Source organism: Pseudomonas sp. B21-053, from assembly GCF_026016365.1.
Lineage (GTDB): Bacteria > Pseudomonadota > Gammaproteobacteria > Pseudomonadales > Pseudomonadaceae > Aquipseudomonas > Aquipseudomonas nunensis.
In genome coordinates, this window is the sequence record NZ_CP087205.1 from 698,152 (window position 1) to 719,366 (window position 21,215).

The 21,215-nt window shown below is 61.7% G+C and carries 20 protein-coding genes; 6 read left to right on the forward strand and 14 right to left on the reverse strand.

What is annotated here, in order from left to right; genetic code table 11:
* Nucleotides 1-21: 21 nt before the first annotated feature.
* The 13 genes from urtA to cbiE form a co-directional block, all read right to left on the reverse strand.
* Complete coding sequence (urtA, locus tag LOY68_RS03040; RefSeq protein WP_054044050.1) at nt 22-1,287, reverse strand: urea ABC transporter substrate-binding protein; 1,266 nt, start codon at nt 1,285-1,287, stop codon at nt 22-24.
* A gap of 353 nt (nt 1,288-1,640) precedes the next feature.
* Nucleotides 1,641-2,651: a FecCD family ABC transporter permease gene (locus LOY68_RS03045; RefSeq protein WP_265042781.1), complete on the reverse strand. Its 1,011-nt coding sequence runs from the start codon at nt 2,649-2,651 to the stop codon at nt 1,641-1,643.
* The gene (locus LOY68_RS03050) at nt 2,648-3,595 is read right to left on the reverse strand and encodes an ABC transporter substrate-binding protein (protein ID WP_265042783.1); all 948 of its coding nucleotides are present in this window, start codon (nt 3,593-3,595) and stop codon (nt 2,648-2,650) included. Before LOY68_RS03050 ends, LOY68_RS03045 begins: the two co-directional genes overlap by 4 nt.
* Nucleotides 3,592-4,380, reverse strand: a complete 789-nt coding sequence (locus LOY68_RS03055) for an ABC transporter ATP-binding protein (protein WP_265042785.1) — start codon at nt 4,378-4,380, stop codon at nt 3,592-3,594. Before LOY68_RS03055 ends, LOY68_RS03050 begins: the two co-directional genes overlap by 4 nt.
* Nucleotides 4,381-4,494: 114 nt before the next feature.
* The gene (locus tag LOY68_RS03060) at nt 4,495-6,618 is read right to left on the reverse strand and encodes a TonB-dependent receptor (protein WP_265042787.1); all 2,124 of its coding nucleotides are present in this window, start codon (nt 6,616-6,618) and stop codon (nt 4,495-4,497) included.
* A 150-nt stretch (nt 6,619-6,768) separates the two neighbouring features.
* A complete protein-coding gene (locus LOY68_RS03065) occupies nt 6,769-8,148 on the reverse strand; it encodes a PepSY-associated TM helix domain-containing protein (protein ID WP_265042788.1) in 1,380 nt (459 codons plus the stop codon).
* Between the two features lie 238 nt (nt 8,149-8,386).
* The gene (locus LOY68_RS03070; protein WP_265042790.1) at nt 8,387-10,462 is read right to left on the reverse strand and encodes a TonB-dependent copper receptor; all 2,076 of its coding nucleotides are present in this window, start codon (nt 10,460-10,462) and stop codon (nt 8,387-8,389) included.
* A 191-nt stretch (nt 10,463-10,653) separates the two neighbouring features.
* Nucleotides 10,654-11,094, reverse strand: coding sequence for a DUF2946 domain-containing protein (locus LOY68_RS03080; protein WP_265042792.1), 441 nt, complete (start codon nt 11,092-11,094; stop codon nt 10,654-10,656).
* 20 nt (nt 11,095-11,114) lie between these two features.
* Entirely contained in the window at nt 11,115-11,594 is a 480-nt protein-coding gene (locus tag LOY68_RS03085; protein ID WP_163908085.1) for a copper chaperone PCu(A)C, read from the reverse strand.
* A gap of 48 nt (nt 11,595-11,642) precedes the next feature.
* On the reverse strand, nt 11,643-12,041 hold the full coding sequence (locus tag LOY68_RS03090) for a DUF2946 domain-containing protein (protein ID WP_054044040.1): 399 nt from the start codon (nt 12,039-12,041) through the stop codon (nt 11,643-11,645).
* A gap of 264 nt (nt 12,042-12,305) precedes the next feature.
* Complete coding sequence (locus LOY68_RS03095; protein WP_265042794.1) at nt 12,306-13,019, reverse strand: cobalt-precorrin-6A reductase; 714 nt, start codon at nt 13,017-13,019, stop codon at nt 12,306-12,308.
* A complete protein-coding gene (locus LOY68_RS03100; protein WP_265042796.1) occupies nt 13,016-14,113 on the reverse strand; it encodes a cobalt-precorrin-5B (C(1))-methyltransferase in 1,098 nt (365 codons plus the stop codon). The genes LOY68_RS03095 and LOY68_RS03100 overlap by 4 nt, the downstream gene beginning before the upstream one ends.
* Nucleotides 14,106-15,317 (reverse strand): precorrin-6y C5,15-methyltransferase (decarboxylating) subunit CbiE, encoded by a 1,212-nt coding sequence (gene cbiE, locus LOY68_RS03105; protein ID WP_265042798.1) that lies wholly within the window; start codon nt 15,315-15,317, stop codon nt 14,106-14,108. Before cbiE ends, LOY68_RS03100 begins: the two co-directional genes overlap by 8 nt.
* A gap of 144 nt (nt 15,318-15,461) precedes the next feature.
* Between cbiE and cobG the strand changes: the two genes are divergently transcribed.
* From cobG to LOY68_RS03135, 6 genes are all read left to right on the forward strand, one after another.
* A complete protein-coding gene (cobG, locus tag LOY68_RS03110) occupies nt 15,462-16,763 on the forward strand; it encodes a precorrin-3B synthase (RefSeq protein WP_320110088.1) in 1,302 nt (433 codons plus the stop codon).
* Entirely contained in the window at nt 16,756-17,382 is a 627-nt protein-coding gene (locus LOY68_RS03115) for a precorrin-8X methylmutase (protein WP_054044035.1), read from the forward strand. Before cobG ends, LOY68_RS03115 begins: the two co-directional genes overlap by 8 nt.
* Nucleotides 17,379-18,113, forward strand: coding sequence for a precorrin-2 C(20)-methyltransferase (locus LOY68_RS03120; protein WP_265042800.1), 735 nt, complete (start codon nt 17,379-17,381; stop codon nt 18,111-18,113). The genes LOY68_RS03115 and LOY68_RS03120 overlap by 4 nt, the downstream gene beginning before the upstream one ends.
* Nucleotides 18,113-19,810 (forward strand): precorrin-3B C(17)-methyltransferase, encoded by a 1,698-nt coding sequence (cobJ, locus tag LOY68_RS03125; RefSeq protein WP_265042802.1) that lies wholly within the window; start codon nt 18,113-18,115, stop codon nt 19,808-19,810. Before LOY68_RS03120 ends, cobJ begins: the two co-directional genes overlap by 1 nt.
* A 212-nt stretch (nt 19,811-20,022) precedes the next feature.
* Nucleotides 20,023-20,364 carry a hypothetical protein gene (locus LOY68_RS03130; RefSeq protein ID WP_265042804.1) on the forward strand — a complete coding sequence of 114 codons (342 nt, stop codon included), beginning with the start codon at nt 20,023-20,025 and terminating at the stop codon, nt 20,362-20,364.
* Nucleotides 20,365-20,381: 17 nt separating this feature from the next.
* Nucleotides 20,382-20,525: a TcdA/TcdB catalytic glycosyltransferase domain-containing protein gene (locus LOY68_RS03135; protein ID WP_265042805.1), complete on the forward strand. Its 144-nt coding sequence runs from the start codon at nt 20,382-20,384 to the stop codon at nt 20,523-20,525.
* 87 nt (nt 20,526-20,612) lie between these two features.
* On the opposite strand, the gene LOY68_RS03140 is transcribed toward LOY68_RS03135, so the two are convergent.
* Nucleotides 20,613-21,209, reverse strand: coding sequence for a MarC family protein (locus LOY68_RS03140; RefSeq protein ID WP_054044032.1), 597 nt, complete (start codon nt 21,207-21,209; stop codon nt 20,613-20,615).
* Nucleotides 21,210-21,215 lie beyond the last annotated feature (6 nt).

Consider the following 21,215-nt stretch of genomic DNA (forward strand, 5'->3'; position numbering starts at 1 on the left):
CGGGCCGTGACACCCAGTGGCTTAGTTGCTCTTCACCGCATAATCCGGCTTCTTGTCGTTGCCATCGATAAACGGGCTCCACGGCTGGGCGCGGATCGGGCCTTCGGTTTGCCACACGACGTTGAACTGACCGTCGGCCTGAATCTCGCCGATCATCACGGGCTTGTGCAGGTGGTGGTTGGTCTTGTCCATGGTCAGCGTGTAACCCGACGGCGCGGCAAAGGTCTGGCCGGCCAACGCTTCGCGGACCTTGTCGACGTCGGTGGACTTGGCTTTTTCAGCTGCTTGCGCCCACATGTGGATGCCGACGTAGGTGGCTTCCATCGGGTCGTTGGTCACCGCTTTGTCGGCGCCCGGCAGGTTGTGTTTCTTGGCGTAGGCTTTCCAGTCCGCGACGAATTTTTTGTTCTGCGGGTTCTCGACCGATTCGAAGTAGTTCCACGCCGCGAGGTTGCCCACCAGAGGTTTGGTGTCGATGCCGCGCAGTTCTTCTTCGCCTACAGAGAACGCCACGACTGGCACGTCGGTGGCTTTCAGGCCCTGGTTGGCCAGTTCTTTATAGAACGGCACGTTGGAGTCGCCGTTGACCGTGGAGATGACCGCCGTCTTGCCACCGGCCGAGAATTTCTTGATGTTGGCGACGATGGTTTGGTAATCGCTGTGGCCGAACGGGGTGTAGACCTCTTCGATGTCCTTGTCCGCCACCCCTTTGGAGTGCAGGAACGAGCGCAGGATTTTGTTGGTGGTGCGCGGGTAGACGTAGTCGGTGCCGAGCAGGAAGTAACGCTTGGCGCTGCCGCCTTCTTCGCTCATCAGGTATTCCACTGCCGGGATCGCCTGCTGGTTTGGCGCCGCGCCGGTGTAGAACACGTTTGGCGACATCTCTTCGCCTTCGTACTGCACCGGGTAGAACAGCAGACCGTTGAGTTCTTCAAACACCGGCAACACCGATTTACGCGACACCGACGTCCAGCAACCGAACACCACGGCCACTTTGTCCTGGGTCAGCAACTGCCGGCCTTTTTCAGCGAACAGCGGCCAGTTCGACGCCGGGTCGACCACTACCGGTTCCAGCATCTTGCCGTTCACGCCGCCCTTGGCGTTGATTTCGTCGATGGTCATCAACGCCATGTCTTTGAGGGATGTTTCGGAGATCGCCATGGTGCCGGACAGGGAGTGCAGGATGCCGACCTTGATGGTCTCGGCGGCCTGGACAGTCCAGGTCATGCCCATCGCGGCAATGCTTGCCGTGAGTGTGAAAGCCTTGATCAAGCTGCGACGCTTCATTGTGCGATCTCCATGAACATTAGTATTTTTTTTGATTGGCAGAGGCGGACTACTGAAGGCTGTTTTGCAAGGGCTGTGCCTGGTCGGGTTTTGGCAAGGAAATGTCGTGTTAGAGCGGTTGCGCGGGGATGGCGGCGCACCAGGAAGGAACGCCGAGGATGCACTGGTGCGCCTGCTTGCGCCAGATTGGGGCGAAGACTGCTGCAGGAACTGTGTTGGTGCTGTGTATGAACTGTGTAGGAGCTGTCGAGAGAAACGAGGCTGCGATCTTTTGATCTTAAAAAATCAAAGTCAAAAGATCGCAGCCTCGTTTCACTCGACAGCTCCTACAGGGGAATGAGGGGCTCTGAAGATCAGCGGCGGCGCATGAGGCCGATGAAGAACAGGCCGCCGATGGCTGCGGTGGCGACGCCGATGGGCAGGTCTTCCGGGGCGATCAGAGTGCGGGCGGCGACATCGACCCAGACCAGGAAAACACTGCCGAGCAAGACGCAGACAGGCAGCAACCTGCGATGCTCAGCCCCCACCAACCGCCGCGCAATGTGCGGCACCATCAACCCGACAAACCCGATGGACCCGCTGATCGACACCAGCACCCCAGTCATCAGCGAAGCAATCAAGAACACCCGCAACCGCACCGTGCGAGCGTTCAAACCCAGCGTCACTGCCGTCTGCTCACCCGCCATCAACGCATTCAGCGGCCGCGCCATGCCGAGCAACAACACCAACCCGAGCAACACGCTGGCCGCCGGCACCGCCAGCAATTCCCAGCGCGCCAACCCGAGACCGCCGAGCATCCAGAACATCACCGCCGAACTCGCGCGGTGATCGCCCATGAACAGCAGCAAATTGGCAATCGCCATCATCACAAACGACACCGCCACGCCGCACAACAGCAGGCGATCACTGTCCAGCCGCCCGTTGCGATTGGCGATCATCAGCACGATCAGCATGCTCGCCAACGCACCGATAAACGCCGCAATCGGCAAGGTCAGCAACCCGACAATCTCACCGACGTGCAGCACCACAATCACCGCGCCCAACGTAGCGCCCGAGGTCACGCCGAGCAGGTGCGGATCCGCCAGCGGATTGCGCGTCACTGCTTGCAGAACCGCACCGATCAACGCCAACCCGGCACCCACCAATGCCCCGAGCAACATGCGCGGCACGCGGATCAGCCACACGATGTGTTCCTGCCCGGCCGCCCAGTCTGGCGCGCCGACACTGAAGATCTTGTGCAGCAAAATCCGCCACACCACGTCCACCGGCACGCGCGCCGGGCCGAAGCCCAGGGACACCACGCACGACACCAGCAACAGCGCGCCGAGTGCGATCAGCAGCAAGGCATAGCGACGCTCGATCATTCGCCGTGGAACCCTTTGGCCAGGGTTTCAACCGCGAGCACGTTGTCGATCCCCGGCGTGGCCTGCACGTACGGGATGACGATAAAGCGCTGGTTCTTGATCGCGTCCACCGATTGCAGCGCCTTGTTGTTGAGCAGGAATTGTTCTTTCTGCTCGGCGGTGACTTCGCCGTAGTCGACGATCACGATCACCTGCGGATTGCGCTCGACCACGTTCTCCCAATTGACCCGCGTCCAACTGGCCTCGACGTCATCGAGAATGTTTTGTCCACCGGCCGCATCGATCAGTGCTTGCGGCATGCCGAGACGGCCAGAGGTCATGGCCCGGTCTTCGCCGCTGTCATATAGGAAGACGCGAGGTTTGTCGGCGGGCAGATCCTTGCGCACCTCTTCGACTTGCGCCTGCATATCTGCGATCAGTGCGTTGGCGCGGTCCTGCACGTCGAAGATCTTGCCGAGGTTGCGCAGGTCGTTGTAAGTGTCCTCCAGCGTGGCCGCCGGGCGCTTCATCACGAAGGCGCAGGACTCGGTCAGCTCGTAGACATTGATGCCCAGCGGTTGCAGGGTTTGCGGCGTCAGGTCACCGCCTACGCGCATGCCGTAATCCCAACCGGCGAAGAAGAAATCGACGTTGGCGTTGAGCAGGGTTTCCACCGACGGGTACTTGGCCGCCAGTTCTGGCAAACCGTCGAGGATGGTCTGCATCTCGGGCGTAACCGACTTCCATCCCGTGACACCGCTGTAGCCGGCCATGCTCGGCTTGAGGCCGAGGGCGAGCATCATCTGGGTCATGTTGATGTCGTGGCTGACCGCGTGTTTCGGCGCTTGCTTGAACGTCACTTCGCGATTGCAGCTCTGGACGGTCAGCGGGTATTTCGTGGCCTCGGCAGAGGCGTGGGCAGCGCCCAGCAACAGGGCGACGCACAGCAGGGAACGCACAGTCATGGTTGGGTTATCCAGGTGATTCGGGGGTAGCCGTGGAGGGGGTGGTCATCGATCAGCGCTTCGACGCCGAATACATCGCGCAGCAGCGGGGCGGTCAGGACTTCTTTCGGTGTGCCGCTGGCGACGATGCGGCCGTGGTTGATCACGTACAAGCGATCGCAGAAAGCAGCGGCCAGGTTGAGGTCGTGAATGCTCGCCAACGTGCCGATGTTCAGGCGTTTGACCAGTTGCAAAAGCTCAAGCTGATAGCGCGGGTCGAGGTGGTTGGTCGGCTCGTCGAGGATCAGCAATTGCGGTTGCTGGGCCAGGGCGCGTGCGAGGATCACTCGCTGCTTTTCACCGCCGGAGAGGGTGGCGAAGGCATGGTCTTCGAAGCCTTTTAAGCCAACGGATTCCAGTGCTTGATTGGCAAGGTTTCGATCTTCGAGGGTGTCACCGTCGAACAGGCCTTTGTGCGGCGTGCGGCCCATGGCGACCACTTCTTCGACGGTCAGGCCGAAGGTGTCGGGGAACTCCTGCAACACCACGGCGATGCGTTGTGCGCACCAGCGTGAGGATTGTTTCCAGACGTTGTGGTGATCGAGCTGGACCTCACCGCTCTCGGGTTTGCTGAAGCGATACGCGCAGCGCAACAGGCTGGTCTTGCCGCTGCCATTGGGGCCGATCAACCCGACAAACTCACCGGCAGCCACGTGCAGCGAGGCGTCACGCAGTCGGAACTGGTGATGGCAGTGGCCGTGGCCCAGGGGGGTCCAGGCGAGGTCTGTGAGGTTGAGCGAGGTCATGCATTTACTCTGAGAGGTGCGGTGATGCTGATGCCGTCTTCGCGAGCAAGCCCGCTCCCACATTGGAATGCGTTCACAGGTGGGAGCGGGCTTGCTCGCGAAGAGGCCATTGAATCAAAAGGTGTAATCAGCCGTGACAAAAAAAGATCGCGGCTCACCCAAAATCCACTGCTGCCCCTCATTGTATTGGCTTTGCGCATACTGCCGGTCAAACAGATTGTTCACCTGCAACCCCAGCGTCGTATTGCGCAGCGCTTTCCAGGACAGCGTCGCATCGACCACGGTGTAGCTCGGCAACTCATTCTGGTTGGCCATGTCTGCGAAACGCGCATCGACATAGCGCACGCCAGCCCCGGCTTTAAGGTCTTGGTTGATCGCTTTGTTCAGCCACAGGTTGGCGGTGCGGCGCGGTACGTCCGTCGGGCGGTTGCCGTTGTACGAGACGGTTTCACCGTTCACCACCGCCGAAAAATCGTCGTACTTGGCCTTGACGATGGCCGCGTTGGCTTGCAGTTGCCAGGCATGGGGCAGTTGCAGATCGAGGCTGGCTTCGATGCCATTCGACGACTGCTGGCCGACCTGTTGCTTGAGCGTCGGGTTGCCCGGGTCATCGGTCAGCAGTTTCTTTTTGACGATGTGATACGCCGCCAACGTGAACTCGCCGCGCTGATCCCAGAACAATTGCTTCACACCGATTTCGGTCTGCTTGGCGGTGGCGAGATCGTATTGCTGCTTGCTCGGGCTCAGGGAAATCAGGCCGCCGACGCCGTCGGTGCTGGTGGCGTACTGGCCGTAGAACGAGGTGTCCGGGGTCAGGGCAAACACCAACCCGGCCTTCCAGTTATTACCAGTCAGGGTCTTGTCGCTTTGGCTGCCGTCCACCAGGTTGTCGCGATCCACATGCACGTAGTCGCGGCGCACACCGGTCACCAACGACCAGCGCTCACTGAGTTGCGTGCGGTTTTCCGCAAACACTGACATCTGTTTGGTCGTGGACTGGAACTGACTGCGATACGGATCGGCACTTTCAAAGCGCCCCGGTTGCGGGTGATACAGATCCACCGGTTGCCCGTTCGGCAGCACGTCGTTGAACGGCGAGTTGCTGTCGAGCTGGAAACGGATGCGGTTGTAATCGACGCCGGTCACGGTCTGGCTGTCGAGGCCGAACAGGGTGTGTTTGAAGGTGAAGGTCTGGCGATCACCGATCTGTTCCTGGGTGTGGCCGATGCCGAAATAACCGCTGCGGCTCAGTTGTTGGGTGTCGCGGTCGAAGTTGTAGTTCTCGGCGTTCTGCCAACGGCGCTGGGCCTTGAGGTAATACAGTTCGTTGCTCGAACTGACGTTATCGGAGATCTGCCAGTCGCTGGTCAGGCGCGTCCACTGGTCGTTGTAGTGCTGCTTGTCGTTACTGACGTTGTAGTTCTTGTTCCGCAGGCTGTCCTTGAAACGGCCGTTGATCAGCGGCGTGCCGAAGTAGTTCATCGGGTTCTGATCGCCGTAATCGTGGGCCAGGGTGAACGTCAGGTCGTCGCTCGCCTGCCAGCGCAGGGCGGCGCTGATGAAGTCGCTGGAGGAGTCACCGCGATCCACCCAACCATTGCTGCGCAGGCGATTGAGGTTCAAGCGATAGCTCAGGGTGTCGGTCAGCGAACCGCCGCTGTCGAAGGCTTGCTGCTGACTGTCGTAGGAACCGTAGCCGACCCGCAGGTGGTTTTCGATTTCGCCGTCGAAGGGCTTTTTCGGGATCACATTGACCACCGCGCCGGTCGCGCCTTCGCCGTACAACACCGACGCCGGACCGCGCAGCACATCGACGCGCTCCACCGACCAGGTATCCACCGGGAACGTCACCGTGCCCATGCCGGAGTACATGCGGTTGCCATCATACAACTGCATCACCGAACCCTGCCCGGTAAACCCCCGCGCCGACAACGACGTGCCGCCATCGCCGGGCGTGCCGGTGCGGCTGATCCCGGTGCTGCGCGACACCGCATCCTGCACGCTGCGATCACCACGGGCGCGGATCTGTTCGCCGGTCAGGCTTTCGACACTGGCCGGGGTTTCCATCGCCGTAAGATTGAGTCGCGAACCAGCGGTGGTCGGCGTGTTCAGGCTGACGCTGTCATCGTCAACCGCCGGCGCGGTGATGGTGCCGGTGGGCAGGGTCAGCGGTTGCGCCTGGGCACTGCTGTTATTCAGGGCGAACAGGCAAAGGCTGGACAAGAGGTACTTGTTCATCGGGGCGGTGAATCACTTCTGCAAAGAAAACCCGCAACAATCCTGTTGCGGGCAGGGCGGTCCATTTGCGTTATACAGTAACACTAAAAATGACCGGGAGATAAGCGCGCGAAGTCTACAGATCCCTCTAATGCGCGCATCTCGCCTGATTCATGATGAAGGTGAGGTGGATTCAGTTTGCCGGTTGAAACGCGACAGCAGCAGTCGGTCCAGCACCCACACGACAATCAGCGAAGCGCCTACCAACGGAAAAATCACTGCCAGCGCGAGCATGATTGCCACGCCTGTTTTCCATTTCGGCAGGTCATGGCGCAACGGCGGAACGCCGAATTTGCCCTGTGGACGACGCTTCCACCAGATCACCACGCCACTCACCGCACTGAGCAGAATCATCAGGCAGATCAGCAGCACAATGATCTGATTCAACACACCGAACATCTTGCCTTCATGCAGCATCACGCCGATTTCCGTGGCGCGGGCGACGCTGCCGTATTGCTCGAAGCGCACGTCGGCGAGGACGTCGCCGGTGTATTGATCGACATGCAGGGTGGCGTCGTTGCGCGGGTCATCGGCGAAAACGGCGATGGTGAACACGCCGGTGGCGGTGGTCGGCAAGGTGATGCTGTAACCCGGCTCGACCTTGCGTTGCACGGCGATGTTTTGCACGTCTTGCAGGCTGATGGTCGGCGCGGCGGGACCAGCCGGTGCTGCGCCGTGGGCCATGTGTTCGGCGTGGTCGCCGGACATCGGCATCGGCGTGTTTTCCATCGCCCAAGGCACGGTCTGGCGGGTAGCGCTGTTGAGGCTGCGGGCCTCGACGTCGGACTTCGGCACGTTGTCCCACATCGCCGCCGGAAAGGTGTTCCAGACTTCGGCGTATTGCTTGCCCCAGAAGCCGGTCCAGGTCATGCCGCTGAGCAGCATGACCAGTAGAAATGCCGCACCCCAGAACCCGGTGACCGCATGCAAATCACGCCACAGCACACGACCGCGACTGTTCAAACGCGGCCATAGCACGCCGGCAAACTGACCTCGCGGCCACCACAGGAACACGCCGGACACCACCAGCACCACGCCCCAGCCAGCGGCGAGTTCCACCAGTCGATCACCGACGGTGCCGATCATCAACTCGCCATGAATCGACCGCGCAAGGGCTTGCAGGTTTTTCTTGGCGTCTTGCTCGCCAAGGATGTCGCCGTGGTACGGGTCGATAAAGACGTTGAGCTCGTGGCCGGCATTGATCACCACAAACTGCGCGCTGCGTTCCGCGTTAGGCGGCGGCAGGTATTGTTTGATCTGGCCCTCTGGATACGCCGCTTTCACCCGCTTGAGCAGGTCATCGGCGGACACCGCGTGATGCCCGGCCGGAACGTTCATCAGGCTGCCGTACATCAACGGATCGAGTTGTGGTTTGAACAGGTAGATCACGCCGGTCAGGGCCAGCATGACCATGAATGGCGCGACGAATAATCCGGCATAGAAATGCCAGCGCCAGGCCAGGTTGTAGAAATTCGGTTTGGGCTGTTTCATCGGTTGTGCTCCGCTTTGGCATGGATCTGTTTTAGTTGTTGATGTGCGGTTCCTTCGCAACCCATCGCGAGCCAGCTCACCCTTCAAGTTTTGCGCTGTCCCTGTGGGAGCGGGCTTGCTCGCGAAGACGGCGGTACAGCCAACATTGATGTCGCCTGACCCACCGCTTTCGCGAGCAAGCCCGCTCCCACATGGCCGGTGTTGAACCTGTAGGAGCGAGGCTTGCCCGCGAAGCTTTTTAGAAACTCATATCCACCTTGGTCCAGAGCGTGCGCCCCGGTTCGTTGATGGCTTGTGGATCATTGGCCGGGTAGCCGAAACCGGCATTCCCCGCCAGGTTCAAGTGCTCGGCGTACGCCTTGCCGAACAAGTTGTCGACGCCGCTGCTGACCTTCCAGTGCTTGTTGATGCGGTACGCGCCGTTCAGCGAGAACACGCCGAAACCCGAGCTCTTGTCGAAGTCCTTGCCGACCACGTTGCCCTTGTTCTGGTCGATACGGTTTTGCGCCGCGACCACGCGCCACAGCGCCCCGGCACTCCAGTTGTCTTCGCTGTAGGTCAGGCCGAAACGCGCATCCAGCGGCGGCATTTGTGGCAGTGCCTTGCCGTCGCTGCTGTTCTTGCCCCAGGCGTAGGCCAGGGTCGCGTCGGCCTTCCAGTTCGACGTCAGTTTGTAAGCCGCACCCAATTCACCGCCCATGATTCGCGCGTCGATGTTCTGCGCTTGCGAGGTGGTGCCCATCATTCCGGGGGTGTAATTGAACAGGATGTAATCGCGCACTTGGCCGACATAACCCGAGGCCCAGGCTTCGAGGTCTTCGGTCTTGTATTGCAGGCCGAAGTCGAGCTGGGTGGTTTTCTCCGGCTTGATCGAATCGAAGGCATTCACCGAACCGGCAGGCCCGGCATCCGGTGAAAACAGCTCCCAGTAATCCGGGAAACGCTGGGCATGACCGAGGCCGGCGTAGAGCGTGGTCGGGCTGTCGGCCAGGTCGTGCTCGTAGCGCACGAAACCGCTGGGCAGGGTGTCGGCGCGGGACTTGTCCGCCGTCGGGTTCGGCATGCTCATCATCCCGACATCGACGGTCTGCCGATAATCCTTGGCCGAGGCGCGGTCCACTCGCGCGCCGGTGATCACGCGATCACGGTCGGCGGCGTACCAGGTCAGTTCGCTGAACACGCCGTAGTTATGGAAGTCGGCGTCCTTGGTGTAGGGCAGTTCCTTGTAGGTGTCGATGCCCATGCTGCTGCGCTGGCGATGCTCGTTGGTCTGCGCATCTATGCCGCTGATCAACTGAATATCGGCCCAGCGCCAGGTCGCCTTGATTCGTGCGCCTAGTGTGCGGCGGTCGACGTTGGAGGCCATCGGCCCCGCCATCATCCCGGTGCCAGATGGTGTGCGCAGGGTGTAGTTGTCCATCACATGGTCGGCGTAGTTGTAATAGACCTGCGCCTCGACCTTATCCAGCACGTCGCCGATGTTGGACTTCTCGAAGCGCAGCCCGAGGCTTTCGCGCTTGAACTGCGAACCGTCCATGCCGCGCCCGGCGTAACGCGCTTCACCATCGCCCTTGCCGGCGGTCAGCTCTAGCAGAGTGTCGGCGTCCGGGGTCCAGCCAACTGCGACATCGCCGTTCCACTTGTCGTAGCGCGACGCCACGGTGTCGTTGTTACCGTCCTTGTAGTCGTCGGAATGCGCGGTGTTGCCGATCACCCGCACATAGCCCAGAGGCCCGCCAGCCGCGGCATCCACCACTTTGTCGAAGCGACCGTTGGAGCCGGCCAGCACGCTGGCGTTGACCCGGGTGCCGAGTTCGCCGAAGTGTTCCGGTTCTCGATCAAACAGGATCGTGCCAGCGGAGGCGCCCGGTCCCCAGAGCACGGTTTGCGGGCCTTTGATCACGGTGAGCTTGTCGTAGGTTTCCGGCGAGATGTATGAGGTCGGCGCGTCCATGCGACCGGGGCAGGCGCCGAGCATCATGCTGCCGTTGGTGAGGATATTCAGCCGCGAGCCGAACATGCCGCGCAGCACCGGATCACCGTTGGTGCCGCCGTTGCGCACCAGGGCGAAGCCGGGAATGGTCTTCAAATAATCGCCACCGTCGCTGGCCGGCACCGGTTGGCGCGGATCCTTGGGGTTGGTGACGATGGTCAGCGGCGAACTTGGGGCGATGGCGGTGATCACCGTCGGGCTCAGTTCTTCGGTGTGGCCGGCGTGTTCATCGGCCAGCACCATCGGCGACAGCAAAACGCCGCACAGGACAGCGGTGGCGTGGGTGCAACTCAAGCGTGTGTCAGCAGAAAACCTGGACATGACAATTTCCATCGAACAGTCGTAAACGACACGGCCGACAGCCTGCGCAATCTCCTGTGGGAGCGGGCTTGCTCGCGAAGGCGTCGTGTCAGGCGACATGGATGCTGACTGACACTCCCTCTTCGCGAGCAAGCCCGCTCCCACAGGTTGCGAGGGCTATCTTCTAAACCGTGTGAAATCGGGGTGGGTGTTTACGACGCGATGGGTGGAGCGCGGGTTCGGGCTCCGGGGAAGAAGGTTTGCCGGGCGTGGCCCAGGCGAGGGGAGGGTGTGGTGAAGGTGCTGGTAGGCGTTGAATCGAAGGCGACGAAAGTCTGCCCTCCAGTCAGCGCCGGGCAGTTAAATAGCAGGCTGCAATAGCCGCATTTTTCCCAGAGCGCGTGGTGTTCTGCTTGCGGTGGGCAGTGTTCTTTGGCCTGTTCACCGTGCCCGTCCATGGTCATGTTCATGCTCATGTCCATCGACATGTTCATGCTCATGGACATTGAGGCGCGTTGATCCATCGGCATCGACTGGGAAATCAGTGGACCGATAAAGATCATCAGCATGGCGAACAGGCTGATCCAGCTGCCGCGGGTCAGTCCTGACGACTGACGACGGTGTGCGGAGGACCTGGCGCTAAGCGGGCGCATGGCGTTGGCGGCTCAGGCGATTACTGGGCGTGGGCGTGCATTTGCAGGTCTTCCGGCGGCTTCTTCTGCACTGAAACTTCAACGGTGACGTCACCGGACTTTTCAAAGTGCATGGTCAGCGGGAAGCGCTTGCCGTCGCTCAACAGGCTGCGGTCCTTCAGGTTCAGCAGCATTACGTGATAGGCCATCGGCGCAAACGTGACGTTGCCGCCGGCCGGGATTTCGACACTCGGCACCTGCTGCATTTTCATCAGGTCGTTCTGCATGACGTGCTCATGCAACTGGGCGACTTCGGCAATCGGCGAGTCGACACTCAGCAAGCGGTCAGCGCTTTTGCCGGTGTTTTGAATCACGAAGTAAGCCGCCACTGTGGGCGCGTTGGGAGGCAACTCTTGCGACCACGGATGGGCGATCTCCAGTTCGCCGGCCTTGTATTCATGGGCATTGGCAAAGCAGGCAGGCAACAGCAACGCGGCCAGGACGATGAGTTTGTTCAACATGGCAGTTCTCCAGAACGATTCAAAACGCAGGTCAATTGCGAGAAGGAATCACACCAGAGGGGAAGCGCGGGGGTTGAGACTCGGCCATTGCTGGCGCGGTGTGGGTGTATCGAGGGAAGCGGCGGGCAGGCTGCGATTGGCCTCGAACCGCGCGAAATACAACTGCGGTACATGCCCAGGCAGAGCTACCAACGGTGCGGAACCCGAGCAGCACCAGCAATGCTGCATGTTGGAATGATCGTCGTTCTGCGGGGCTTTCTGCTCGATTTTGCCCAGGGAAATCGCCACCATCTTCGTGCCGCTGGACGTGCAGAAAGAGCCCCACAACAACTGCTCGGCGGGTGACTTCGCCGACTGCGCCATCGCACCCGTCATCGGCATGGCGAGCATATTGAACAGCACTGCAAAGCAGGCGATCCAGGCAAATGCGAGCCGTTGTCGGGACATGGGACAGATCCGGTTGGGTGGGCAATCAGGCGCGGCTATTTAGCCTGATCAGGGCCGATAAGTAAAAAAGCGGCGTGCGGTGTGGTGTCGCAGCGCTCTTTCAAAAGAGTGTAGCGGCTTCGATTCGGAGTGCTCGGCTGAATTGAGAGATCCTTCGACGCAGCTACTGGCCCCAAAAGATCGCAGCCTTCGGCAGCTCCTACAGGGGGACGCGATTCTCTGTAGGAGCTGCCGAAGGCTGCGATCTTTTGGGGCCAGTAAGGATTACTTCAATGCGTCCAACACCTCAGAGACCGACCCAAACTCCCGATCAACCCCCGCCAACACCGGCCGCTTCAACACCAACACCGGCACCCCACGCTCCCGCGCCACTTCCAGTTTCGGCTCAGTCGCGGTGCTGCCGCTGTTTTTGCTGATCAGCACGTCGATCTGCCGACGTTCGAACAGTTCGCGTTCATCTTCGATCACAAAAGGCCCGCGTGCGCCGATGACTTCGCAGCGTTCGTTGCCGGGGTAAACGTCGAGGGCGCGCAGGGTCCAGAATTGCTCGGGCGGGATTTCGTGCAGGTGTTGCAGCGGCTCGCGGCCGAGGGTGAACAGCGGTCGGTGGAACGGCTTCAGGGCTTCGATCAATTGCGCCCAGTCGCTGACTTCGCGCCAGTCATCGCCGGGCTGTGGTTGCCAGGCCGGACGTCGCAGTGCCCAGCACGGGATGCCGCTCAACTGCGCTGCGGTTGCGGCGTTCTGGCTGATTTGCGCGGCGTAGGGGTGGGTGGCGTCCAGCAGCAGTGCGATACCTTCATCGCGGATGAATTGCGCCAGACCTTCCGCGCCGCCGTAACCGCCAACGCGAACCTGACAGGTCAAATCCGTCGGCACACGACCGACGCCAGCCAGGCTGTAAATATGTTCCGGGCCCAACGTCCGGGCGATGGCCAACGCTTCCGTCACGCCACCGAGCAGCAACACACGCTTCATTGAAAAGCTCCCGCATGGCCAACAATCCCGCCCTGGCGATCAATCGCAAACACCTCAACCTGAACCTGCGCCGGCACTACACTGCGGGCGAACTCCAGCGCGTGCCGACACACTTCATCCCCTAACGCGATGCCGACAGCACTGGCCATGGCCAGCGCCTGCTGACTGGTATTCGCCTCGCGAATCGACTGCTGCAACGCCGCATCAGCGCCAATCGCCGCCGCCCATTCCGCCAGTTGTGGCAGGTCGATGCTTGAATGCCGACTGTGCAGGTCCATGTGCCCGGCCGCCAGTTTGCTGATCTTGCCGAAGCCGCCGCACAGGCTGAGTTTATCCACAGGCACTCGGCGCAAATGTTTGAGCACCGCGCCGACAAAGTCGCCCATTTCGATCAGGGCGATTTCCGGCAGGTCGTAGACCCGGCGCATGGTGTCTTCGCTGGCGTTGCCGGTGCAGGCAGCGATGTGCAGGTAGCCGTTGGTTTTCGCAACATCGATGCCCTGGTGGATCGAGGCGATGTACGCCGCGCAGGAAAACGGCCGGACGATGCCGCTGGTGCCGAGGATCGACAAGCCGCCGAGAATCCCCAGGCGCGGGTTCATGGTTTTCAGTGCCAGGGCTTCGCCGTTTTCGACGTTGACCGTGACTTCGAAACCGCCGCTGTAGCCCAGCTCTTCGGCGAGCAAGGTCAGGTGATCGCTGATCATCTTGCGCGGCACGGGATTGATCGCCGGTTCGCCGACGCCCAACACCAGACCCGGCCGGGTGACGGTGCCGACGCCGCGGCCAGCAATAAAACGAATACCCGGCTCGGCACCCAGGCGCACGTGGGAATACAGCAACGCGCCATGGGTCACGTCCGGGTCATCCCCGGCGTCCTTGATCGTGCCAGCCTCCGCGCCGTCGTCGCGCAAACGGCAAAACTCCAGGCGCATCTGCACCTGTTTGCCCTTGGGCAGGACGATTTCCACCGCATCCGCCGATAGGCCGCTGAGCAACAGGCGTGCAGCGGCGAGGCTGGTGGCGGTGGCGCAACTGCCGGTGGTCAGGCCGCTGCGCAGGGGCGCGGGTTGTTCGGCGGTTTCGTCACGCATCGAGCGGTTTCGTCACATCGAGCAAGGTGATCGGCAGCGCCTGACGCCAGGTATCGAACTCGCCCAATGGCTGCGCCTGGGCGATGTGGATGCGGGTCAGCTCGCCGCCATGTTGTTCGCGCCAGGCCATCAGGGTCATTTCGCTTTGCAGGGTGACGGCGTTGGCGATCAGTCGGCCGCCAGGTTCCAGCGCAGCCCAGCAAGTGTCGAGCACGCCTTCGCGGGTTACTCCACCGCCGATGAAAATCGCGTCTGGACGTTCGAGCCCGGCGAGTGCTTGCGGCGCGCTGCCGCGAATCAGTTGCAAGCCCGGAACGCCCAAGGCATCGCGGTTGTGTTCGATCAACAATTGTCGACCGTCATCTGCCTCGATGGCCAGCGCCCGACAGCTCGGGTGCGCGCGCATCCATTCGATGCCGATCGAGCCGCTGCCGGCGCCAACGTCCCACAGCAGTTCGCCGGGTGTCGGCGCGAGGCGGGCGAGGGTGATGGCGCGTATGTCGCGTTTGGTCAGTTGACCGTCGTGCTGGAAGGCGGAGTCGGGTAACCCGGCCAGTCGGGACAGGCGCGATGTGTGCGGTTCGGCGATGCATTCGATGGCGATCACGTTGAGATCGGCAACGGCGGAGGAGGTCCAGTCGCTGGCAACACCGTCGATACGCCGTTCTGCATCACCGCCCAGATGCTCGAGGACGCTAAGACGACTCGGCCCAAAACCCCGCTCACGCAGCAACGCCGCGATGGCCGCCGGACTTTGCCCGTCATTGCTCAACACCAACAACCGCACACCACTGAAAAGGTGCGCATTGAGCGCCGCAACCGGTCGAGCCACCACCGAAAGCGTCACCACCTCCTGCAATGGCCAGCCCATCCGCGCCGCTGCGAGGGAACAGGAAGAGGGCGCGGGCAAGATCAGCATCTGCTCCGCAGGCACTTGCCGCGCCAGGCTGGCGCCGACGCCAAAGAACATCGGATCGCCGCTGGCCAGCACGCACACCGGCTCGCCGCGGCGCTCCAGCACCGGGGCCAGGGAAAACGGACTCGGCCACAACTGCCGCTCGCCACGAATGCACACCGGCAGCAAATCCAGTTGGCGCTGGCCGCCAATGATCCGCGAAGCGCCCAGCAGCGCCCGTCGGGCGTTCTTGCCCAGGCCCTTGAAGCCGTCTTCACCGATACCTACTACTGTCAGCCAGGGTGACATCTACCGTCCTCAAAAAAAGTCCGCAAACGGACTGTTCCGACGGGCAGGCTTTTCATGCCGTCGAACAAAGCAGGCATAATACCGCGCCTTCGCCCGCGAAGCGCCTTTCCCACATAGCCGGCCGCCCCCTTGAACGAACGCCCGATGTCCCAAGCCTTACGCCCCTCGGCCTGCCCGGGGTTGCTGCGTATTGTCCAGGCGCTGGATGGCGGGATCTGCCGGATCAAGTTGAATGGCGGTTCGATCAGTGCCGAACAGGCTGAAGCAGTGGCGAATGCAGCCGAGCGCTACGCTGGCGGCGTGATCGAGGCGACCAACCGCGCCAACCTGCAGATTCGCGGGATTGGCAGCGAAGAGACGGCATTGATCGAGGGACTGTTGGCCGCAGGATTGGGGCCGAGGACGGCGGCGGGCGACGATGTGCGCAACCTGATGCTCAGCCCCAGCGCCGGAATAGACCGGCAGATGCTGATCGATACGCGTCCGTTGGCCGAACAGATCCTCAGCAGCCTGCAGAGCCATGAACGTTTCCACGAGTTGAGCGCCAAGTTCGCCGTGCAGCTTGATGGCGGCGAAGCGCTGGCGATGCTCGAACATCACCATGACCTGTGGCTGAGCGCCGTTGAACAGGATGGCGAGTGCCTGTTGGCTTTCGGTCTGGCCGGATGCCCGACGGAGATGCCGATCGGTGCGGTGCGGCTGGAGGATGGTCACGCACTGGTGATTGCGGTGCCTGAACTGTTCCTCGACCTGGCCCGCCCCGAGCAGACGCGCATGCGTCATCTGCTGGCCGAGCAACCGGTGGCCGGGTTTATCGCGCAACTGGCCGAGCGTGTGCCGCTAGTGCCCGTCACCTGCGTGCCGCGTGCCTCAAGCATGCCGCCGATCGGTGCTTATCCACAGCGTGAGCCCGGCCGAGTCTATGTCGGCGCAGTTCCGCCATTGGGCCGACTCGACGCCGCCATGCTTCGGGGGGCCGCCAAACTCGCCCGATTACATGGCGATGGCAGCCTGCGCTTCACGCCATGGCAAAGTCTGCTACTGCCCAATATCCACGAGCGCGACGCCGCTGAAATTATCCACAACCTGGAAACTCTCGGCCTGCGCTGTTCGGTCGACGATGCCTTGGCGCATCTGATCGCTTGCACCGGTTCCGCCGGTTGCGGCAAAGGCCTGGCGGACACCAAGGGCGATGCCCTGCAACTGGCGGCACTGCTGCAACGTCACGGTCAAATCCAGAATGTGCATTTGTCTGGCTGCCCGCGATCCTGCGCGGCCGCGCACGTTGCGCCAGTCACGTTGCTGGCAGTGTCACCCGGTCATTACGACCTCTATTTTCGCGATGCAGCGCTGCCGGGTTTCGGCGCGCTGCACGCACGCAACCTTACTATTGAAGCGGTCGCGACCTTGCTCGACGCCCGCTCACGGAGCCCCCTAGATGCTTGATTACATCCGCGACGGTCAGGAGATCTATCGCAACTCCTTCGCGATCATTCGCGCCGAGGCCAACCTCTCGCGCATCCCGGCCGACCTGGAAAAACTCGCCGTGCGGGTGATCCACGCCTGCGGCATGGTCGAGGCCATCGACGGTCTGCAATTCTCCGAAGGCGCCGGCAAGGCCGGGCGCGATGCGCTGGCGGCCGGTGCGCCGATCCTGTGCGATGCGCGGATGGTCAGCGAAGGCGTGACCCGTGCGCGCCTGCCGGCTAATAATCAAGTGATCTGCACCTTGCGCGACGAGAGCGTTCCAGAGCTGGCCCGCGAGCTGGGCAACACCCGCTCTGCCGCTGCGCTGGAGCTGTGGCGTCCGTACCTGGAAGGCAGTGTCGTGGTGATCGGCAACGCACCGACTGCGCTGTTCTACCTGCTGGAAATGATTGATGCCGGCGCGCCAAAACCGGCTCTGATCCTCGGCTTCCCGGTGGGCTTCGTCGGTGCCGCCGAATCCAAGGCGATGCTCGCGGCGGACAGTCGCGGTGTGCCGTTCGTGATCATGCAAGGTCGGCTGGGCGGCAGCGCCATGGCCGCCGCCGCTGTCAACGCCCTCGCCACGGAGATCGAATGATGCAGCAACCTGGACGCTTGATCGGCCTGGGCGTGGGCCCCGGTGATCCTGAACTGATTACCGTCAAAGCCTTGCGCCTGCTGCGCGAGTCCCCGGTGGTGGCGTACTTCGTGGCCAAAGGCAAAAAGGGCAACGCGTTCGGCATCATCGAAGCGCACCTGCAAGAAGCGCAAAACCTGCTGCCGCTGGTTTACCCTGTGACCACTGAAGCGTTGCCGGCGCCGTTGTCCTACGAACAAGTGATCAGCGATTTCTACGACACCGCCGCCGAGCAGCTCGCCGAACACCTGGACGCTGGCCGGGATGTGGCGGTGATCTGTGAAGGCGATCCGTTCTTCTACGGCTCCTACATGTACCTGCACGATCGCCTGGCCGAGCGTTACGTCGCCGAAGTGGTGCCGGGCGTTTGCTCGATGCTCGGCGGCGCCTCGGTACTGGGTTCGCCGCTGGTGTATCGCAATCAGAGTTTGTCGGTGTTGTCCGGCGTGCTGCCTCATGAAGAACTCAAGCGACGCCTGGCCGATGCCGACGCGGCGGTGATCATGAAGCTGGGGCGCAACTTCCCCAAGGTGCGTCAGGTGTTGCAAGAACTCGGCATGGACGGGCGCGCGCTGTACGTCGAACGCGCAACCATGGCCAACCAGAAAATCGTCCCGCTGGATGAAGTCGAGCCGATGTCCTCGCCGTACTTCTCGCTGATCATCGTCCCCGGTGAACGGTGGCAAGGGTGATGGGTCGTCCTGCACCAGCGATTGTCATCCTTGGCAATGGCAGCCTCGCCACGGCGCGCAGGATTCAGCAGCGTTACCCGGACGCCGTGATTCACGGTCTGGCCGGGCGGGTTGACGGCGCCGACCGTACCTATACCGAGTTCGGCGCGACCCTGCGTGAGCTCTATCAGCAGGACACACCGATCATCGCCCTGTGCGCGGCTGGCATTGTCATCCGCACCCTGGCGCCATTGTTGCTGGAGAAAGGCGCCGAGCCGCCGGTGCTGGCCGTGGCCGAGGACGGCAGTGCCGTGGTGCCGCTGCTCGGTGGCCTGGGCGGGGTGAATGTGTTGGCGCGGGAAATCGCCGCCGCGCTGGATGTCGCCGCAGCGATCACCACCAGCGGTGAATTGCGTTTTGGCACCTGCCTGCTCAACCCACCCAGCGGTTATGCCCTCGGCGATCTGGAGTTGGGCAAGCGCTTCGTGTCGGACTTGCTCGCGGGTGAGTCGGTGCGCATCGAAGGTCCGGCGCCGTGGTTGGCCGAGGCGCAATTGCCGGAGAATCAGCAAGCGCGACTGGCGATCCATGTCGGGCATGCCGAGCGTCAGCCGAATGCCAATGAGCTGCTGATCTACCCGCGCAATGTGCTGGTGGCGGTGACGACGGGAACGGCAGAAGCCATTCGCTCGGCGTTGCATGAAGCGAACATCGCAGTGCAATCGCTGGCCTGTTTGTTGGCCGATGAGCGCGACATGGCCCGCAGCGCATTGCGCGAAGCGGCGCTGGAGCTGGGTGTACCGCTGCGTTTTGGTGCTCGATCCGGGACTGCTCTGGAACAGGCTCGGGATGCTGTGCCGTCGCTGCTGACGGCTATCGAAATCAACGACTCGATGGCCATCGTGGTCGCTGCCGAACCGCTCGATCCACTGCTGATCGGCCGCCCGCGTGGTCGTCTGGCCGTGATCGGTCTGGGCCCCGGCGCTGCTGAACTGATGGTGCCGGCGGTGAAAGCCGAACTGGCCCAGGCCAACGATGTGCTGGGTTATGAAACCTACGTGCGCATGGCCGGGCCGTTCCGCGCCGATCAGGTGCTGCACTGCACCGACAACCGCGAAGAGATGCAGCGTGCCCGCCACGCCTTCGAACTCGCGGCTCAAGGGCGTTCGGTGGTGGTGGTCTCGTCCGGTGATCCGGGCGTGTTCGCCATGGCCGCAGCGGTGCTCGAAGCCTTGCACGAATCCAGCGATGCGAACTGGCACAACGTCGATCTGCAAATCCTGCCCGGCGTTTCCGCGTCCCTGGCCACTGCGGCCCAGGCCGGTGCGCCGCTGGGGCATGACTTCTGCGTGATGTCGCTGTCGGACAACCTCAAGCCGTGGTCGATCATCGAGAAACGCCTCGACCTGGCCTCTCAAGCCGACTTGGCCCTGGCCTTCTACAATCCGATCTCCCGTTCGCGCCCATGGCAATTGGGCCGTGCGCTGGAGATCGTCGCGCAACACCGCACCGCCGAAACGCCGGTGGTGTTGGGGCGTGACATTGGCCGTCCGGGCCAGACGTTGCGCGTGACCACGCTGGGGCAGTTGACCCCGGATCAGGTGGACATGCGCACCATGGTGCTGATCGGCTCGTCCACCACGTGCGTGTTCCCGCGTGCAGAGGGGGGCGAGTGGGTTTATACGCCGCGCTGGTATGGCGACAAGCCCGTCGGTTAACCAACTATTAAAACGCCTCTTTTGAGGCGTTTTTTTATGGGGCTTCTGTTATGTCCGGTATGGGTTATTCAATGCCGGATTTCCGGTGCTTGAGTTTCAAGTTGTGTAGACATTAATTGAATATCTTTGCGATTTGATAAGAGGGTGTGAGTCGATAGCTTGGCCTTAAGTCGTCGCGCCTGCCGCGTGTTGTTAAATATAGATGTTTAACTATGAGTCAGCAGGAAGTTGTTAGTAGTCGTGAATATGTCGGCACTGCCGAACTTCTAAATCGCTCCGATTTGGAGCGCATACTGGCGCCCTACAAGAAGGCTGACCAGTACGAGGCCATCCTTCGTTATTACCAGGGGGGCATCGACGCGCGGGATGACCAGAGCTTGCTTCGCCCACTGGCATTGCTGAATGAAGCACTAGGTTCGCTGGTGCCGCCGGTGCGACAACGTCGGGACACCGAGGAGATCGGTCTGCCGGCAACGCTGCCGAGGCGATACTGGAGCTTCATCAAAAGGTCAGCGACTACGGCCCCCGCTTGGTTCAGAGCGTTGAAACACTGAAGGGCGCCATAGCGCTAGTGCCGAAGAAACTGTACTTCGTCTGGCCCGGTGGTGGCGTCGGGGAGATCCAGCGCGATTACATCAATGTCTGGAAACAGGTCATGGCCAGGGACGGCCATAAATTGATGTTGTGGTATGACAGCATGGTTTTTGACGTGTGAAGGGGCAACGCCGCAAGATGTGAAGTCACTCAGATGAGTCAGAATAAAACCAAGGCCGAGGACAATAAGTTCCTCGGCTTTGTGCATTCAGGGCACCAGATAACCCTTTACCCCGGTAAAGATAATCTGCGCCGCGAGTGCGCAGACGAACAACCCCATCAAGCGGCTGACAATCTGCAAACCCTGATCGCCAAGAATCCGCTCGATCCGGTTCGACAGATAAAGCACCACCCCCACGGTAAAACTGGCCAGGGCAATACTCAGAATCGCGGTGAGCTTGTCATCCCAGTGCGGCTGGCTCACACCCATCACCAGCAGCGCACCGATGGTGCCGGGGCCGACCGTCAGGGGAATGGTTAGCGGCACGATGGTGACGTCCTGCTGCACGTTGTCGGTCTGTACTGCCGACTTGCCCTGGGCCATGCCCAATGCCGAGATGAACAACACGCTGCCGGCACCGATGCGGAACGCGTCCACGGTGATCCCGAACACGCTGAAAATCACTCGCCCGAACAGGTACAGCAAGACACTCGACACCAGTGTCGCGACCGCCACCTTCCAGGCCAGTCGGCGTTGTTCCTTGCGCGAATAACCGCGGGTCAGGCTGATGAAACAGGACAACACGAAGAACGGGCTATAGAGCACCAGCATCTTCAGGTAAACGCTGAACAACACGTGGAGCATGGGTGC

Excerpts from the sequence above, each read along its gene's own strand:
- urtA (WP_054044050.1), bottom strand. The coding sequence starts at position 1,287 with ATGAAGCGTCGCAGCTTGATCAAGGCTTTCACACTCACGGCAAGCATT.
- LOY68_RS03045 (WP_265042781.1), bottom strand. The coding sequence starts at position 2,651 with ATGATCGAGCGTCGCTATGCCTTGCTGCTGATCGCACTCGGCGCGCTG.
- LOY68_RS03050 (WP_265042783.1), bottom strand. The coding sequence starts at position 3,595 with ATGACTGTGCGTTCCCTGCTGTGCGTCGCCCTGTTGCTGGGCGCTGCC.
- LOY68_RS03055 (WP_265042785.1), bottom strand. The coding sequence starts at position 4,380 with ATGACCTCGCTCAACCTCACAGACCTCGCCTGGACCCCCCTGGGCCAC.
- LOY68_RS03060 (WP_265042787.1), bottom strand. The coding sequence starts at position 6,618 with ATGAACAAGTACCTCTTGTCCAGCCTTTGCCTGTTCGCCCTGAATAAC.
- LOY68_RS03065 (WP_265042788.1), bottom strand. The coding sequence starts at position 8,148 with ATGAAACAGCCCAAACCGAATTTCTACAACCTGGCCTGGCGCTGGCAT.
- LOY68_RS03070 (WP_265042790.1), bottom strand. The coding sequence starts at position 10,462 with ATGTCCAGGTTTTCTGCTGACACACGCTTGAGTTGCACCCACGCCACC.
- LOY68_RS03080 (WP_265042792.1), bottom strand. The coding sequence starts at position 11,094 with ATGCGCCCGCTTAGCGCCAGGTCCTCCGCACACCGTCGTCAGTCGTCA.
- LOY68_RS03085 (WP_163908085.1), bottom strand. The coding sequence starts at position 11,594 with ATGTTGAACAAACTCATCGTCCTGGCCGCGTTGCTGTTGCCTGCCTGC.
- LOY68_RS03090 (WP_054044040.1), bottom strand. The coding sequence starts at position 12,041 with ATGTCCCGACAACGGCTCGCATTTGCCTGGATCGCCTGCTTTGCAGTG.
- LOY68_RS03095 (WP_265042794.1), bottom strand. The coding sequence starts at position 13,019 with ATGAAGCGTGTGTTGCTGCTCGGTGGCGTGACGGAAGCGTTGGCCATC.
- LOY68_RS03100 (WP_265042796.1), bottom strand. The coding sequence starts at position 14,113 with ATGCGTGACGAAACCGCCGAACAACCCGCGCCCCTGCGCAGCGGCCTG.
- cbiE (WP_265042798.1), bottom strand. The coding sequence starts at position 15,317 with ATGTCACCCTGGCTGACAGTAGTAGGTATCGGTGAAGACGGCTTCAAG.
- cobG (WP_320110088.1), top strand. The coding sequence starts at position 15,462 with ATGTCCCAAGCCTTACGCCCCTCGGCCTGCCCGGGGTTGCTGCGTATT.
- LOY68_RS03115 (WP_054044035.1), top strand. The coding sequence starts at position 16,756 with ATGCTTGATTACATCCGCGACGGTCAGGAGATCTATCGCAACTCCTTC.
- LOY68_RS03120 (WP_265042800.1), top strand. The coding sequence starts at position 17,379 with ATGATGCAGCAACCTGGACGCTTGATCGGCCTGGGCGTGGGCCCCGGT.
- cobJ (WP_265042802.1), top strand. The coding sequence starts at position 18,113 with ATGGGTCGTCCTGCACCAGCGATTGTCATCCTTGGCAATGGCAGCCTC.
- LOY68_RS03130 (WP_265042804.1), top strand. The coding sequence starts at position 20,023 with ATGAGTCAGCAGGAAGTTGTTAGTAGTCGTGAATATGTCGGCACTGCC.
- LOY68_RS03140 (WP_054044032.1), bottom strand. The coding sequence starts at position 21,209 with ATGCTCCACGTGTTGTTCAGCGTTTACCTGAAGATGCTGGTGCTCTAT.